This is a genomic window from Alkalispirillum mobile, assembly GCF_003664325.1.
GTDB lineage: Bacteria > Pseudomonadota > Gammaproteobacteria > Nitrococcales > Halorhodospiraceae > Alkalilimnicola > Alkalilimnicola mobilis.
This window is the reverse complement of the sequence record NZ_RCDA01000003.1, coordinates 187,523-203,561: the sequence shown is the minus strand read 5'-3', so window position 1 is coordinate 203,561 and position 16,039 is coordinate 187,523. Positions and strand designations below refer to the sequence as shown.

At 70.6% G+C, this 16,039-nt stretch carries 14 protein-coding genes; 1 reads left to right on the top strand and 13 read right to left on the bottom strand.

Going from position 1 to position 16,039, the window contains the following annotated elements:
• Positions 1-4: 4 nt before the first annotated feature.
• From DFR31_RS10880 to bioB, 10 genes are all read right to left on the bottom strand, one after another.
• On the bottom strand, positions 5-919 hold the full coding sequence (locus tag DFR31_RS10880) for a CHAD domain-containing protein (RefSeq protein WP_170153669.1): 915 nt from the start codon (positions 917-919) through the stop codon (positions 5-7).
• 118 nt (positions 920-1,037) lie between these two features.
• Positions 1,038-2,981 (bottom strand): ATP-binding cassette domain-containing protein, encoded by a 1,944-nt coding sequence (locus tag DFR31_RS10875; protein WP_121442709.1) that lies wholly within the window; start codon positions 2,979-2,981, stop codon positions 1,038-1,040.
• A gap of 37 nt (positions 2,982-3,018) precedes the next feature.
• Positions 3,019-4,464 carry an HD domain-containing phosphohydrolase gene (locus DFR31_RS10870; RefSeq protein ID WP_121442708.1) on the bottom strand — a complete coding sequence of 482 codons (1,446 nt, stop codon included), beginning with the start codon at positions 4,462-4,464 and terminating at the stop codon, positions 3,019-3,021.
• The gene (locus DFR31_RS10865; RefSeq protein ID WP_121442789.1) at positions 4,464-6,719 is read right to left on the bottom strand and encodes an ATP-binding protein; all 2,256 of its coding nucleotides are present in this window, start codon (positions 6,717-6,719) and stop codon (positions 4,464-4,466) included. The genes DFR31_RS10870 and DFR31_RS10865 overlap by 1 nt, the downstream gene beginning before the upstream one ends.
• A gap of 69 nt (positions 6,720-6,788) precedes the next feature.
• Entirely contained in the window at positions 6,789-7,103 is a 315-nt protein-coding gene (locus DFR31_RS10860; RefSeq protein WP_121442707.1) for a putative signal transducing protein, read from the bottom strand.
• Positions 7,103-7,489, bottom strand: a complete 387-nt coding sequence (locus tag DFR31_RS10855) for an MAPEG family protein (protein WP_121442706.1) — start codon at positions 7,487-7,489, stop codon at positions 7,103-7,105. Before DFR31_RS10855 ends, DFR31_RS10860 begins: the two co-directional genes overlap by 1 nt.
• 42 nt (positions 7,490-7,531) lie before the next feature.
• Positions 7,532-8,407, bottom strand: coding sequence for a malonyl-ACP O-methyltransferase BioC (gene bioC, locus DFR31_RS10850; RefSeq protein WP_121442705.1), 876 nt, complete (start codon positions 8,405-8,407; stop codon positions 7,532-7,534).
• The gene (locus DFR31_RS10845; protein ID WP_121442704.1) at positions 8,404-9,165 is read right to left on the bottom strand and encodes an alpha/beta fold hydrolase; all 762 of its coding nucleotides are present in this window, start codon (positions 9,163-9,165) and stop codon (positions 8,404-8,406) included. Before DFR31_RS10845 ends, bioC begins: the two co-directional genes overlap by 4 nt.
• Positions 9,162-10,337 carry an 8-amino-7-oxononanoate synthase gene (gene bioF / locus DFR31_RS10840; protein ID WP_121442788.1) on the bottom strand — a complete coding sequence of 392 codons (1,176 nt, stop codon included), beginning with the start codon at positions 10,335-10,337 and terminating at the stop codon, positions 9,162-9,164. Before bioF ends, DFR31_RS10845 begins: the two co-directional genes overlap by 4 nt.
• Positions 10,334-11,329, bottom strand: a complete 996-nt coding sequence (bioB, locus tag DFR31_RS10835; RefSeq protein ID WP_121442703.1) for a biotin synthase BioB — start codon at positions 11,327-11,329, stop codon at positions 10,334-10,336. Before bioB ends, bioF begins: the two co-directional genes overlap by 4 nt.
• Positions 11,330-11,707: 378 nt before the next feature.
• Between bioB and DFR31_RS10830 the strand changes: the two genes are divergently transcribed.
• On the top strand, positions 11,708-12,451 hold the full coding sequence (locus DFR31_RS10830) for a ComF family protein (RefSeq protein WP_121442702.1): 744 nt from the start codon (positions 11,708-11,710) through the stop codon (positions 12,449-12,451).
• A gap of 12 nt (positions 12,452-12,463) precedes the next feature.
• On the opposite strand, the gene ubiA is transcribed toward DFR31_RS10830, so the two are convergent.
• The 3 genes from ubiA to recG are packed head-to-tail and all read right to left on the bottom strand — an operon-like array spanning position 12,464 to position 16,016.
• A complete protein-coding gene (ubiA, locus tag DFR31_RS10825) occupies positions 12,464-13,345 on the bottom strand; it encodes a 4-hydroxybenzoate octaprenyltransferase (RefSeq protein ID WP_121442701.1) in 882 nt (293 codons plus the stop codon).
• A gap of 5 nt (positions 13,346-13,350) precedes the next feature.
• Positions 13,351-13,899: a chorismate--pyruvate lyase family protein gene (locus DFR31_RS10820; protein WP_170153668.1), complete on the bottom strand. Its 549-nt coding sequence runs from the start codon at positions 13,897-13,899 to the stop codon at positions 13,351-13,353.
• A gap of 53 nt (positions 13,900-13,952) precedes the next feature.
• Positions 13,953-16,016: an ATP-dependent DNA helicase RecG gene (gene recG, locus DFR31_RS10815; protein WP_121442699.1), complete on the bottom strand. Its 2,064-nt coding sequence runs from the start codon at positions 16,014-16,016 to the stop codon at positions 13,953-13,955.
• Positions 16,017-16,039 lie beyond the last annotated feature (23 nt).

Sequence of the window (16,039 nt, the reverse complement as noted above, 5' to 3'; positions counted from 1 at the left end):
GGGCCTACTCCTTTTGGCCCTGCTCTTCCCGCCAGACCGTCCACCACGCCTGCAGCCGCCGGCTGACGGCACCGGGGCGATCCGCGTAGAGCCGCTGGCCAAGTCGCAATGCTGGGACGCGCAACGCTTCGTGCTGCTGGGCGATCATCCCGTGGATCATCCGGCGATGCAGTTCGTCGAGGTGCTCCGGTTCCTGCGCCAGCAGGGTCTCCAGGACGTCGAGGTCATGGTCGTCACCCAACAGGTCGGACAGGCTTTTCAGCTCGGCCTGCAGGGCCTTGAGCACCGGGGGCCAGAGCGGGCGCAGGATCTGGACATGGTACCAGTAGTCCTTCACCCGCTTGCGCCACTCGTGCCAGGGTTCGGGGGCGCCAGTCAGGTGGCTCTGCTGCATGGCGCGGGCGCCATCGGCATAGTAACGGCGAAAACCGCCGGTGAAGGCTGCCGCCCCGGTTGCCTTCATCGGCCAGCTGCCGATGCGCTCACGGGCGATGGCCAGCTCGTCGATCAGCCCTGCGATCTGCTCCGCCAGGCTGCCCTCTTCCTCGACCAGGCGGTCGCGGCGGCGGACCAGGGCCTGGCGACAGGCCTGCAGGGCCTCCTGCTGGGCGGGCAGGCGGAATTGCCCGGCAAGGGCGTCCACGGTCTCGATAACCGCCTGGGCGTCACGGTAGCCGGACAGCGCGCGGGCGTGATCGCGGTACCAGGTGTTCTCGCGGCGTGCGATTCTGCCGCCCAGAGCGGGGCGGAAAAGGCGCACCAGCGCCCGCATCTCCTTGAAGCGCTTGCGCGCCTGGTGGACGGACTCATGCGGGTCCCGCGGGTCGGCCAACACCTCCACGGCGGCGTCGACGCGACCGCGGGCCAGCTTACGGATGTCGTCGGCGAGGGGGCCTTTGCCGTCAAGCCGGAATGCCATGGTCCTTCTCCCTGAGGGCATGGCTTTAGAATAACTTACTCGCCCCGATAATTAATCCTAGTCTAATACTGAGTTTTGCTGCAGGGCGGCATCCACTCCATCGCCCAAGCGCACCCGTTCATTCCAGCGCCGCCTCGGCCGCTTCCAGGCGCTCCAGGGCCTCCATCCAGTCACCCTCCAGCGCCTCCTGCCGCGTCTTCAGTTCGCCCTGGCGCCGGAGTAGTTCCGTCAAGCGCGCCTTGCCCTGCCCCTCGTAGAGCGCCGGGTCGGCCAACTCCTCCTCCACCCGCGCCAGGTCCCCGCCCACCTCGTCCAGGTCCTTCTCCAACTGCTCGGCCTTGCGGCGAAGGGGCCGGAGTTGCTCGCGCTGGCGGGCCTGGGCGCGGCGCTGCGCCTTGCGGGACTCGGCGGTGTGCGCGGTGCCGCCGAGTCCGGCCGCACCGCGATCCGCCTCGGCGGCACCGGCCTCAGCCGCCGCGGCCTTGCGGGCCTCCCGCCACTCGACGAACCACTGGCGGTAGGTCTCCAGGTCGCCGTCCAGGGGGCGCACGGCGCCCTCCGCCACCAGGTAGTACTCGTCGCAGGTGGTGGTGAGCAGGTGGCGGTCGTGGGAGACAAGCACCACGGCCCCCTCGTACTCCTGCAGGGCGACGGTGAGGGCGTGGCGCATCTCCAGGTCCAGGTGGTTGGTGGGCTCGTCCAGCAACAGCAGGTTGGGGCGCTGCCAGACCAGCAGGGCAAGCACCAGGCGCGCCTTCTCGCCACCGCTGAAGGGGGCAACGGCGCGGTCGGCATCGTCGCCGGAGAAGCCAAAGCCGCCGATGAAGTTGCGCAGGGTCTGTTCCTGCGCCTTCGGGGCAAGGCGCTGCAGGTGCAACAGGGGCGAGGCCTCGCCGTCCAGCTGCTCCAACTGGTGCTGGGCGAAGTACCCCACGGCCAGGCCCTGGCTGGTGACGATCTGCCCGGCCTGGGCCGGCAACTCCCCGGCCAGGGCGCGGATGAAGGTGGACTTGCCAGCCCCGTTGGGGCCGAGCAGGCCCATCCGTTCGCCGGGGCGCAGGGAGAGGTGCACCTGGTGCAGCACCGGCTCACCGCCGTAGCCCAGGTCCACCCGATCGAGCACCAGCAGCGGGTTGGCCGCGCGCGGCGGTTCGGGGAAGTGAAACTCGAAGGGGGCATCCACGTGGGCCGGGGCAATGCGCTCCATCCGCTCCAGCGCCTTGACCCGGCTCTGGGCAGCCTTGGCCTTGTTGGCCTGGGCCCGGAACCGGTCGACGAACTTCTGCAGGTGGGCGATCTCCGCCTGTTGCTTTTCGTACTGGGCCTGCTGCTGGGCCAGCCGTTCGGCCCGGCGTTTCTCGAAGTCGCTGTAGCCGCCGGTGTAGTGCACCAGCTGCTGGCCGTCGACGTGCACGATGCCCTGCACGACGGCGTCCAGGAAGTCGCGGTCGTGGGAGATCAGCAGCAACGCCCCCGGGAACTGGCACAGCCACTGCTCCAGCCAGAGCACCGCTTCCAGGTCCAGGTGGTTGGTAGGCTCGTCCAGCAGCAGCAGGTCGGAGGGCTGGATGAGGGCCTGAGCGAGGTTGAGGCGCATCCGCCAGCCACCGGAGAAGTCGCTGACCGGGCGGGCACGCTCGGCCGCGTCGAAGCCCAGCCCCTCCAGCAGGGTCTCGGCGCGGGAGGCCGCGGTGTAGCCGTCGATGGCGTCCAGGCGGGCGTGCAGCCGCCCCATCGCTTCGCCATCGTTACGCTGTTCGGCCTCCGCCAGTTGCGCCTGCAGCTGGCGAAGCGCCTTGTGGCCGTCAAGCACGTAGTCCAGCGCGCTGCAGGCGAGCGCCGGTGTCTCCTGGACCACGTGGGCAATGCGCCAGTCGCGGGGGATGTCCACCTCGCCCGTGTCGGGACCGATCTCGCCCTGCAGCAGGGCGAACAGCGTGCTCTTGCCGCAGCCGTTGGGTCCGACCAGGCCCAGGCGCTGGCCCGGGTAGACGGTCAGGGCGGCCCCGCGCAGCAGCTCCTCGGGGCCACGGGAGAGGGTAATGTCCTTGAGGGTAATCATGGGACGCGATTCTACCAGCCCGGGGCGGGCCGGGCGGTCAGGATTGCGCCACCGGCAGACAGCCCTGCTCGGCCAGCGCCAGGCAGGCATCCACGACGTCCGGGTCGAAGAGTACCCCCCGTTTCGCGCGCAACTCCTCCAGGGCCACGTCCAGCCCGAGCGCGGCCCGGTAGGGGCGGTGGGAGGAGATCGCCTCCACCACGTCGGCTACCGCCAGGATGCGCGCCTCCAGCAGGATTTCGTCCCCCTGCAGGCCGTCCGGGTAGCCGGACCCGTCCAGCCGCTCGTGGTGCTGCCGAACGATCTGCGCCACCGGCCAGGGGAAGTCGATGCCCTTGAGGATCTCATAGCCGGTGGCGGCATGGGTCTTGATGACTTCGAACTCCACGTCACTGAGCCGGCCGGGGCGGGAGAGGATCTCGGCAGGGATGGATATCTTGCCGATGTCGTGGATCGCGCCCGCCAGGTGCAGACCCCGGCGCCGCTCCTCGTCCAGACCCAGCGCCTCGGCGATCACCTCGGCCAGGTCGGTGGTACGCCGCTGGTGGCCCGCGGTGTAGGGGTCACGGACCTCGATGGTGGCCGCGATTGCCTCGATCGTCTGCTCCAGCGACTGGGCCAACGCCCGCCGGGTCTGCTCGCTCTCCTCCCGCCGCTGCTGCGCCCGGATGCCGTAGGCCAGGTCGCCGGCCAGTTCCACCAGCCGTTGTACCTCCTCCGCATCCGTGAACACCCCCGGACGATGGCTGTCGACCTGCAACGCCCCCACCACGCCGGCGGCATCCCGCAGCGGCAGCAGCAGCGCCCGCTGCCCCTCTTGGCCGGCCGACGGCAGCAGGCAGGGCCCATCGGGCGGCACCACCGGCTCCCCGTCCGCCGCCGCGGAGGCCGTCGGCGGATACCGGCCACCATCCGTGAAGGTGATCACCACACCGTCATACCCCCCCTGGTGGACGATGGCGTCGCGCATGCCGCGGAGCAGGTCATCCAGGGTCTGGGCGTGGACCAGGGCCTGGTTGCCGGCGGACAGGGTCCGAAGCGCCCGGGTGCGGTCCTGCACCTGCGCCTCCAGCCGCTGCTGCGAGGCGCGCAACGCGAGGTGGCTCTGCACCCGCACCAGCACCTCCTCGGTCACGAAGGGCTTGGTGATGTAGTCCACCGCCCCCTCGGCAAACCCCCTGACCTTGTCGGCGGGCTCGCGCAGGGCACTGAGGAAGATGACCGGGATGTCCCCGGTGGCGGGGTCGGCCTTCAGACGCCGGCAGACCTCATAGCCGTCCATGTCCGGCATGCGGATATCGAGCAGCACCAGGTCCGGCGGCCGCGCCTGCACCGACTCCAGGCCCAGCCGGCCACCGGGGGCCACCCGCACGGTGTACCCGCCGTCGCGCAGGACCTTGACCATGAGCCGCAGGTTGGCGGGGTTGTCGTCCACCACCAGCACTTCGCCCGGCGTGGCGTGCTGTGCGGTCCCGGTCGCCATCAGCCCCTCTCCTCTTGCAGGGCCCGGAGGATGTCCTGGTAGCGGAACTCCTGAACGAGGCCGTGCAGGGCACGCCCCAGGGCGCCATCCTGCCGGGCAATCGCCTGGACGACAGCCTCCAATGCCTCCAGATCGCCCGCCCGCACCGCGTCAATAAGCGCCTGGCGTTGCTCTGAGGGCAACGCCTGCAGCCGCTGCGGGAAATCCTCCGGGATACCCGGATCCTCGGCATCGGCGGCCGGCTCCTCGTCCGACGGTTCGGCGTAGCGGTATTCCACGCCCAGGTGGCGCTCCATGGCGGCAAACAGGTCCGCCTCGCGGAAGGGCTTGCGATGCAGTTCCACGCAGCCGCTCTCCTTCACCGCCTCCGTCTCGACCAGGGAGGCGCTGGCGGTGAGGGCCGCGATTACCGTCCGGTCACCCCCGGGTAATTGCCGGATGGCCCGGCTGGCCTGGTAGCCATCCATCACCGGCATGCGCAGATCCATCCAGATGAAATGGGGCGCCCAGTCCTGGAAACAGGCGACGGCCTCCTCGCCGTTGGCCGCCTCGCGCACCCGGAACCCCACCTGCTCCAGCAACCGCTTGAGCAACAAGCGGTTGGCGTCGGCGTCGTCCACCACCAGTACCCGCCACGCCGGTTGACCGGGTGCCAGCCCGACCACCCGACGGGGTGTCTGCTGCGCCTCCTCGTCCCCCTCGGCCACCCGCAGCGGCAGGCTGACCACGAACCGGGAGCCCTCGCCCGGGGTGCTCTGCAGACTGATCTCGCCCCCCATCAGCTCGACAAACTGACGGGTGATCGGCAGCCCCAGGCCGGTCCCCTCGGCGGCACCCAACTGGCCGCTCTGGAAAAAGGGCTCGAAGATCCGCGCCTGGTCGTCCAGCGGGATGCCGCGACCGGTGTCGACCACCTCCAGGCGCAACGTTTCCGTCCCCGCCGCGGCCGGGCAGCGGTCCGCTCGCACGGCCACCCGGCCCCGGTCGGTGTACTTCACGGCGTTACTGATGAGGTTGATAAGGATCTGGCGGAGCTTCCGGCCGTCGCTGTGGATATACCGCGGCAGTTCCGGGTCACGCTCGGCGACCAGGCCCAGGCCCTTGCCCTCGGCCCGGTGACGCAGCGCTTCCACGGCGTCATCCAGGGTGCGCGCCAGGTTCACCGTGCCCTCCTCCAGGGTCTGGCGCCCGGACTCGATCTTGGCCATGTCCAGCACATCGTCGATCAGCGAGAGCAGGTGCTCGCCGTTGCGCTGCACGTAACCCAGGTGCTCCCGTTGGTCCGGGCTCGCACCGGGCCCCTGCCCCGCCAGTTGCGCAAAGCCCAGGATGGCGTTGAGCGGGGTGCGCAACTCGTGGCTCATGTTGGCCAGGAAGACGCTCTTGGCGCGATTGGCCGATTCCGCCGACTCGCGCGCCTCCTCCAGTTCGGCGGTGCGCTGGCGGACCCGCTCCTCCAGCCCCTCGTTCAGCGCCCGGATCTCGCGGCTGGCCGCCTCCTGGTTACGGGCGTCACGCACCAGGCGCCGACCGGCATAGCCCAACCCCGCCAGACCAATCAGCCAGACCCCCGAGAGCGCGCCCAGGGTGCGGCTCACGTTCACCTGCTCGTGCTCCTTGTAGCCGGAGAGCGGGACGGCCACGGAGACCCCACCCCGGATATCCCCCTCCTCGTAGCCCTGGTGGGCATGGCATTCCAGGCAGCCCCGATCGGTCTGCATGGGCGCCATGTAGCGCAGGTAGGGTTCACGCTCGATGTAGGAGACCTCCAGCCGTTCTTCCTCGCCGTCCTCGAAAGTCTTGAGGGCCTCGCGCTCCCAGTCGTCAGGGGCGTTCTCGGGGCGAAGCGGGTCCAGGCTGGTGATGTTGCCGCGCACGCCGAACAACTCGCCGAACTGCTCGTTGAGCTGGCGCAGCATGTAGGCCGGGTTCATCAGGGTGAGTTCCTGGCCCTGCGGCGTGGTGATGTCCCGCTCCGGGAGGTGGGCCAGGTGCGGGTTGCGCGGGGTTTCCTCGCTGACCGGCACGTAGACACCACCGTGCAGCGTCCCCCAGAAGCGGAAGGCCTGGTCCTTGTTGAAATTCGCCTTCGCCTCCTGGTAAGCGAGATCTTGCGTGACGCTCTGGAAGTGGCCCGTCAACCACCAGGCCATGCCGGCAAACGTCACCGTCCACGTGACCAGGGCCAGTAGCAGAAAGTACCGCAACCGGCGGACCCGGTCACCGGCACCTTGGCGGGGGGCGGAGAGCCACATCAGGTGCATCTCTGGTTCAGTTAAAGGAACCCGCAGTCTAACAAGGGGATTAGTAGGGCAACAGCGCCCTCACTCCCCGGGCCGGAGCATCCCGCAGTTCCAGCAGACATCGAACTGGCCACCCAGGGTCTCCTTGCAACGCGGGCAGGTCCAGTCGGGGCCGGGGTCCGCCTCCCGCGCCTGTTGCGCCGCCAGCAGCGCCCGGGCCCGATCCTCGTCCTCGTCGGCCACCCAGATCTCGGGCCAGACCTCGTTTACCGGCAGTTCCCCGGCGCCGCCGCCGAGAAACTCGTTGCGCAACTGGCAGGGGATGCCTGCATCCTCCAGCACCTGCCGGTAGCGCTCCACCAGCATCCGGTTCTCGACGCTGAACACCCGTTTCATCACGCCACCGCGGCAGCCACGAACAGGCCGACGATACAGGCGAAGGCGGCCATCCAGATCAGGCTGCGCAGCGTGGCCAGATCGCGGACATAACAGACCCCGAAGGCCAGGCGCAGCAGGATGAACAGCACCGCCAGGGTATCCACCGCGCCCTGGGCGGCCCCCACCTGGTGGGCGATGATCACCCCGGCGGCAAAGGGCGGGAAGGCCTCGAACTGGTTTTGCTGGGCCCAGTTGGCCCGCTGCCGCCAGCCGGAGAGCTGCTCCAGGTAGGCGCGCGGCGCCCGGTTGTCGAAGTCGTTGCCGCCACCGCCGAACTTGGCCGTGGCGGCAAACACGAAGGGCAGGAAGGCGGCAACCAGGACCATCCAGTAGGCAAGCGTCATGGGCGTTTCTCCGGGCGTAGGGAGGCGGCGCGGCCGCCGGAATCAGCGTCGGCGGACCGGGATGTGATCCGCTCTGATGCTGACCGTATCACCTTCGCGCCGCTGGGGCAGGCCCTCGCTGGCCCAGGCGTGGCCGTAGACCACCTCCCAGCTGGCGGGGATGCGCCCATCCGGCCCCTGGTGGGCCGCCTCGTAGGCCTGGCACATGGCCTGGAGCCGCCGCCGGGTGGTGAGCCCGCGGCTGCGGCCACTGGCGGCATTGCCCGCCCCCAGGCCGCGCAGGTCGCGCAGCACGCCCATGGGATCGTCGTAGGTCAGGGTGAAGGCCTCCATGTCCATCACCGGATCGGCGAAACGCGCCTGGATCAGGGCATCACCCACGTCGTGCATGTCGATGAACTCGTGCACGTGGGGCTTGTCGTCCACCTGCGCCCACGCCTCGCGCAGCTCCTTGAGCGTGTCGGGGCCGAAGCTGGAGAACATCAGGAGCCCGCCGGGCCGGAGCACCCGCTGGAACTCGGCGAAGACCCGTTCCAGGTCGGGCAGCCACTGCAGCGCCACGTTGGAGAAGACCATGTCCATGCTCTCGGAGGCCAGCGGCAGGCGCTCGGCGTCGGCACAGACGGTGCGGATGGGGCGCAGCCAACGGCCCCGGCGCCGGGTGGCCTGGAGCATGGCCGGGGCCAGGTCCAGGCCAATGACCCGCGCCTTGCGGTAATGGTCCTGCAGGGCGCGGGTGCAGAAGCCGGTACCGCAGCCCACGTCGAGGATGGTCTGCGGCTGCATCAGGATCAGGGGCAGGCGCTCGATCAGCCGCTCGCCCACCTCGCGCTGCAGCACGGCGACCTGGTCGTAGCTGTCCGCGGCGCGGTGGAAGCGGCGGCGGACCTGGAGCTTGTCGATGGGGGTACGGGTCATGATCGGCTTTGTCGGCTGAGGGCTTGCAGGGCGTCGGTGGCCCACTCGGGGTGGGTGAGAAAGGGCAGGTGCCCTGCCCGGGGATGATACGCGATTTCCCCCCGGGGCATGGCCCGGGCTCCCCACGCCGCGGCCGCCCGGGGGATCAGCGGGTCGCCGTCGCCGGCCAGCCAGCAGGCAGGGCAGTCCACGCGAGCCAGACCGGCCCGCAGGTCGGTATCCCGCAGCAGCGCCAGGCCGGCGCGCAGGGCCCCGGGCGACGCGGAGGGGCGCCGGCGCCAGGGCTTCAGGGCCCGCCGGTCCGCCACCCCGCCCCGGCCTAAGAGGGTGCGGAAGCGGTGCACGGTGGCCTCCGGCGCAGCGTCCAGGCCATGCACCATGGCGTCCAGATCGGCGGCAGGCACCCCGTGGGGCCAGTCCGGGCGTTGGCAAAAACAGGGGCTGGCGGCCAACAGCAGCAGAGCCCGCGGCCTGGCCCCGTCGATGACCGCCTGCAGGAGCGGCAGCCCCCCCAGGGACCAGCCGGCCCACAGGGCGTCCTCCGGGATCGCCCGCCGGATGGCCGCTGCCCACTCCGTCAGCCCCCCCGCCGCGCCGGACGCGGGGCTGCGGCCGTGCCCCGGCAGGTCCACCCGGGTGACCCGCCAGCGGTCCGTGAGCGCGGGCAGCCAGGGGGCGAACACGGTGTGATCGAATCCCCAGCCGTGAACCAGCACCAACGGCTCGCTGCCCTGTCCTTCGGTGCGGGTGAAGATCATCGCGGCAGGCAGTCCCCCAGGGCGCCGAGCAGGCCGTCGACGTGGTGGTCGGCGTGGGCGGCGCTCAGGGTCACGCGCAGCCGGGCCGTACCCGGCGGCACGGTGGGGGGCCGGATGGCGGTAACCCAGTAGCCGCGCGCCTCCAGGGCCCGGCTGGCGGCCAGCGCCTGCCCGGCCTCGCCCACCAGCACGGGCTGAATGGGGGTCTTGGAGGGCATCAGGGGCAGGTTCAGGTCGGCGGCACCGTCGCGGAAACGGCGGATCAGCCGCCCCAGGTGGTCCCGGCGCCAGTCCTGGTCGCGGGCCATCGCCAGGGCCTCCCGGGTGGCGGCCGCCTGGGCGGGGGCCGGGGCGGTGGTGTAGATCCAGGTACGGGCGGACTGAACCAGGGCGTCGATCAGCACGCGGCTACCCGCCACGAAGGCCCCGAAGCTGCCCAAGGCCTTGCCCAGCGTGCCCACCAGCACGGGGACGTCCGCCTGCCCCAACCCGGCTTCCGCCAGCAGGCCGGCACCGCTCCGGCCCAGCACGCCCAGCCCGTGGGCGTCGTCCACCATCAGCCACGCCCCGTGACGACGGGCGACCCGGGCCAGCGCCGGCAACGGTGCGCAGTCGCCGTCCATACTGAAGACCCCGTCGGTCACCACCAGCCGGTGGCGGCCGGTGTCCTTCTGCAGCAGGGCGTCCAGGTGTTCGGCGTCGGCATGGTGATAACGGCGCAGCCGGGCACCGGAGATCCGCGCCCCGTCGAGCAGTGAGGCGTGGTTGAGGCGGTCCTCGAGGACGGTGTCTCCCCGCCCCACCAGGGCGTCGATCACCCCCAGGTTGGCCATGTAGCCGGTGGAGAAGAGCAGCGCCGCCTCGCGCCCTGTCCAGGCGGCCAGGTCGCGCTCCAGGGCCTCGTGCTCCGGACGGTGGCCGCTGACCAGGTGGGCAGCGCCGCTGCCAGCGCCCTGGTCCACCGCGGCCTGGGCCATGGCCTGACCGGGCCGGGGGTCACTGGCCAGGCCCAGGTAGTCGTTGGCACAGAACACCACCACGGTGCGCCCGTCGGGCGTCAGGCCGTAGGGACCTTCCACGCCCTGCAGCCGTCGCGGGCTGCGGTGCAGCCCTGCAGCGTGCCGCTCGGCCAGGCGCTGGCTCAGCACCTGGTCAAGGCCGGGGCGGTTCATGCCGGGTCGTTGGTCTCGCATTGGGTCTGGGCGCAGGCGCGTTCCTCGAACCCCATGCCGAGCCGGTCCAGCAGTTGGCGGTCCGCATCGGCCTCGGGGTTACCGGTGGTCAACAGCTTGTCACCGTAAAAGATGCTATTGGCGCCGGCAAGAAAGCACAGCGCCTGCAGTTCATCGGACATCTGCTCGCGCCCGGCGGACAGGCGGACGTAGCTGCCGGGCATGAGCAGACGGGCGACGGCGATGGTGCGGACGAACTCGAAGGGGTCGGGCGGCTCGATACCGTGCAGCGGCGTGCCCGGCACCTGGACGAGCTGGTTGATGGGCACGCTTTGGGGATGGACGGGCAGCGTGGCCAGTGTTCGGAGCAGCGCGACCCGGTCCTCGCGCGCCTCCCCCATGCCGATGATGCCGCCGCAACAGGTCTTGAGGCCGGCATCACGCACCTTTTCCAGCGTGTCGAGGCGATCCTGGTAGCTGCGGGTGGTGATGATCTCGTCGTAGTACGCTTCGGAGGTATCGAGGTTGTGGTTGTAGTAGTCGAGCCCGGCGTCGCGCAGGCGCTCGGCCTGGCCGTCGCGCAGCATGCCGAGGGTGAGGCAGGTCTCCATGCCCAGCGCCTTGACCTCGCGCACCATGGCCTCGACGGTCTGCAGGTCCTTGTCCTTGGGCGAACGCCACGCGGCACCCATGCAGAAGCGGGTGGCGCCGGCAGCGCGGGCCCGCCGGGCGGCGTCGACCACTTCTTCCACCGCCATGACCTGTTCCCGCTCCAGGCCGGTATCGTAGCGGATGCTCTGCGGGCAGTACTTGCAGTCCTCGGGGCAGGCACCGGTCTTGATGCTCAGCAGCGTGCTGACCTGGACTCGGTTGGGGTCGAAGTGGGCCCGGTGGGTGGCCTGAGCCTGGTGCAGCAGGTCGCTGAAGGGCTGCTGGAAGAGCTGCAGGACCTCCCGCTGGGTCCAGTCGTGGCGGATCGGGCTCGGGTCCATGGAGTTCGGCTCCGGTATGGGTTGTGCTGTCGAGGTGGGTACAGGTGCCGGCGGGCCTCCGGTAGTGCGCACCCCTTCGGGGTTCCCTGCGCTACTCGCGAAAAGGCGGCGGCGCGAACTCGCTTCGCTCGGACAGGCGCGCCTTGTCTCCGCCTTTTCGCTGCGTTGCTCGGTGCGCAATAGTCGGCCCGCCGGCACCTGCACCCACCTCAACAGCACAACACGATATTTTGGGGGCTCAGCGGATGCTAACAACCCCTCACACGCCGTCAACCTGTATCGTTATTTTGTGGTTTACAAATTGGCCTGTTTCTCGTGCCAAGGCGGCTAACCATTCCGCTAAACTGCCCGGATGTGCTCACTGCGGAGGAGACTGCCATGGAAGGCGTACGCCGCTGGTTGCAAGCCCTGGAGCGCGGGCTCGACCGGCTTTACCCGCCCTGTTGCGTGCTGTGCGGCGCGCCGGGCGAGCCACCGGCGCTGGACCTGTGCGCCGGCTGCCGGCAAGACCTGCCCTGGCTAAGCCGGCCGTGCGCAGGTTGCGGTGTCCCCCTGCCCGCTGGCGCCGTCGCCAACGACCTGTGCGGCGATTGCCTGCAGGCACGCCCCTGTTTCGACCGGGTGCTCGCTCCGCTCCACTACCGGTTCCCAGTGGACCGGCTGATCACCGGGTTCAAATTCCACCGCCAGCTGGCCACCGGGCGGGTGCTGGGTGCCCTACTGGCCGAGGTGGCGGACTCCCGGCCGGAGCCCCTGCCAGAACTGCTGTTGCCGGTGCCGCTGCACCCTCAGCGGCTGCGCGCCCGCGGGTATAACCAGGCCACGGAGCTGGCGCGCCAGCTGACAAGCGCACTGCCCGGGGTCAGGATCTGGCACGGGTTACGGCGGGTACGCGCCACCAGCACCCAGAGCGGGCTGGACCGCGCACAGCGACCGGGGAACGTACTCGGGGCCTTCGCGGTGAATGGAACCTTGCCGGCGCGGCACGTGGCGGTGGTGGACGATGTGATGACCACCGGATGCACCCTTGACGAGATCGCCCGGGTACTGAAGGCAGCCGGGGTGGAGACGGTGGAGGCCTGGGCGACGGCGCGGACGCCGCCACCGCCCGGATCGCGCTAGGTGCGGTAGCGGTCAGGCCGCGAGGTGGAGGTCCAGCACCAGGCCCAGAAACACCACCCCGCCCCACCAGTTGTTGTTGAGAAAGGCGCGGAAGCAGTCTTCGCGCTGGCGCGCGCGGATCAGCCACTGCTGATAGGCGAACAGCCCGGCCGCGGCCACCAGCCCCAGGTACCAGAAAAGCCCCAGCCCCACCGCCAGGCCGGCAGCGACCAGCAGCCCCAGCATCACCACCTGCAGGCCGCCGATGATGGCGCGATCGGCCTGGCCAAAGAGCACGGCGGTGGATTTCACGCCGATCTTGAGGTCGTCGTCCCGGTCCACCATGGCGTACTGGGTGTCGTAGATGGTGGCCCAGACCACCGCGGCGATGAACAGCAGCCAGGCCACCGGCGCCACGGCCCCGGTCTGAGCCGCGAAGGCCATGGGGATGGCCCAACCGAACGCCGCCCCCAGGTGGACCTGTGGAAAGTGGGTGTAGCGCTTCATGAACGGGTAGGTGGCAGCCAGGGCCACGGCAACCAGCGAGAGCGCGATGGTCAGCCAGTTCATCAACAACACCAGGCCGAAGGCCACCAGGCAGAGCACCACGAACAGGGTCAGGGCCTCGCGCTCGCTCACCCGGCCATTGGCCATGGGCCGATGGGTGGTGCGCTTGACGTGGCCATCGAAATCGCGATCGGCGTAGTCGTTGATGACGCAACCGGCGGCACGCATGACCAACACGCCGAGCACGAACACCACGAGCACCTTGAGATCGGGCAGACCGTCCGCCGCAATCCACAGCGCCCAGAGCATGGGCCAAAGCAGCAGGAAGTTGCCGATGGGCCGGTTGAGCCGGGTGAGTTGCGCGTACTGCCAGGCGCGGTCGCGCAGCGTATCAGCGGTGAGCTCCATGGGGTTCAGTCCTCCAGATACCGCAGCAACGGCGGCAGAAACACCTCGGTGACCAGCAGGCCGGCATCGCCGTACCACAGCCGCGAGCGCCGCGCCCAGTAGCCGGCCCCGCCCCCCGGCACCCGCCGCGCCAGCGGGTCCCGGCGAGTCAACCGGGCGATGCTCAACGGCCCGCGCACCACCGACCGTCCCCGGAACAGCGCCCCACCCAGCGGCGTCCGCCCAAGCCGGGCGAGGCGCCGGCCATCACCGGCCAGGGCTTCCGGCGGCATGATGGTGCGGGCATAGATCCACGCGGTATCCCGGCTGCCCAGCAACACCTCGCGAATCCGCGCATGGCGCCCGTCGGGCAGGGCCACCGCCCGGGCCTCGTCCTGGCTGGGCCGGCCCCAGCGCTCCACCAGCACGGTCACCACCAGGTCACCGGGCACGCTGCGGCGCAGCCGGGCGGTAAGCGAGCCCGGTTCGTCCAGCCAGGCCTGCAGGCCGGCCGGCGCCTTGCGCCGCACCGGGTGGCGACGCGGCCGCCAACTTGCCTCTGTGTTCCGGTACAAACGATTCTCCAAACAATGCGTTCCGGCCCGGCGAGCGGGCACCGGCGCGGGACTCAGACCTGCCCGTAGCGCTCGGCCGCGCCCACCCATCGGCGCACCAGCGGCTCGACGCGCTCGGGGTGCTGCTGTTGCAGCCGGTCGCCCAATGCCTGGACCCGTGGCAGCAGCGCGGCGTCGCGGTTCAGGTCCGCGACCCGGTAGGTCAGGTCCCCGGTCTGGCGGGTCCCGAGCAGCTCGCCCGGCCCGCGGATCTCCAGATCCCGGCGCGCGATCTCGAAGCCGTCGTTGCTCCGGCGCAGCACCTCCAGCCGCGCCCGCGCCGTGCGGGACAACGGGCCATGATACATCAGCACGCAGCTGCTTTCGGCCTCACCGCGGCCCACCCGCCCGCGCAACTGGTGGAGCTGGGCCAGCCCGAGGCGCTCGGCGTTCTCGATGATCATCAGGCTGGCATTGGGAACATTCACCCCCACCTCGATGACCGTCGTGGCCACCAGCAGCCCGATCCGGCCGGCGGCGAAGTCCGCCATCACCGCATCCTTTTCCGTCGGCTTCATCCGCCCGTGCACCAGTCCCACGGCGTGTTCCGGCAGGGCCTCCTCAAGCGCGGCATAGGTGGCCTCGGCCGCCTGCGCCTCCAGCACCTCGGAGTCCTCGATCAGGGTGCAGACCCAGTAGGCCTGGCGCCCCTGCTCCAGCGCCGCGCCGATGCGGGCCACCACCTCGTCGCGCCGACTCTCGGACAGCGCCACGGTCTTGACCGGCTTGCGCCCGGGGGGCAGCTCGTCGATCAGCGACACATCCAGGTCGGCGTATGCGGTCATCGCCAGGGTGCGCGGGATGGGGGTGGCGGTCATGATGATCTGGTGGGGCTGGCTGCGGCCCTGGTGGCCCTTCTCCTTCAGGGCCAGGCGCTGGTGCACGCCGAAGCGGTGCTGCTCATCGACGATGACCAACCCCAGGGCGTGGAACCGCACGTCCTCCTGGAACAGGGCGTGGGTCCCCACCACCACGGGGAGTTCGCCCGCGGCCAGGGCGGCCAGCACCGCCTCGCGCTTGCGCCCGCTGGCCCGCCCGGAGACCCAGCCCACCTCCAGGCCCAGCGGGGCGAGCCACTCGCTGAAGCTGCGCAGGTGCTGCTCGGCCAGCAGCTCGGTGGGGGCCATGATCACCGCCTGGTAGCCGGCCTCCACCGCGCGCAGCGCCGCCAGCGCGGCCACCACGGTCTTGCCCGAGCCCACGTCCCCCTGCACCAGCCGCAGCATCGGCACCGCGTGGGCCATGTCGCCGGCCAGCTCCCGGTCCACCCGGCGCTGGGCGTTGGTGAGGGCGAAGGGCAGGGATTCCAGCAGCCGCCGGGTCAACCGGCCGTCCCCGTGGATGGCCGGGGCGTCGGCAGAGGCCTGCAGGTGCGCCCGCAGTCGGCGCATGGATAGATGGTGGGCCAGCAGCTCTTCCACCGCCAGCCGCTGCACGCAGGGGTGGCGCCCCTCCACCAGTGGCGCGGTGTCGGCATCCACCGGCGGCTTGTGCACGTAGTGGAGCGCCTCGGCCAGGCTGGGCAGGCCCAGGTCCCGGGTGAGTTCCGTGGGCAGCCAGTCGGGCATGTGCCGGGCGCGGGCCAGCGCCTGGTCGATCAGTTTCCGCAGGGTCTGCTGCTGCAGCCCCTGGGTGGCGGGATAGACGGGCGTGAGTCCGTGCGGCCCCGAGTCACCGGCCTCGGCCTGGGGGCCCAGCCGGTACTCCGGGTGGGCCATCTGCAGTCCGGTGGGGCCGGGGCGGAGTTCACCGAAGCACCGGATCGGCGTACCGGGGCGCATCTGCTGCCGCTGGCCGGGATGAAAGTGAAAAAAGACCAGGTCGGCCTGCCCGGTGCCGTCGCTGATCCGCACGATCAGCCGGCGGCGCCGCCCCTCCGCGACCCCGGCGTGCTCCACCCGGCCCACGATCACCCCGGACTCGCCGGGCTGCATGGCGCCCAGCTGCCGCACCGTATCGCGGTCCTCGTAGCGCAGCGGCAGGTGGAACAACAGGTCCTGCACCGTCTCCAGGTGCAGGCGTGCCAGGCGCTGGGCCATCTGCGGGCCCACCCCTTTCAGGGTGGTGACCGGCTGCATGGCCGGGTCGTCCCGCAGTGCTG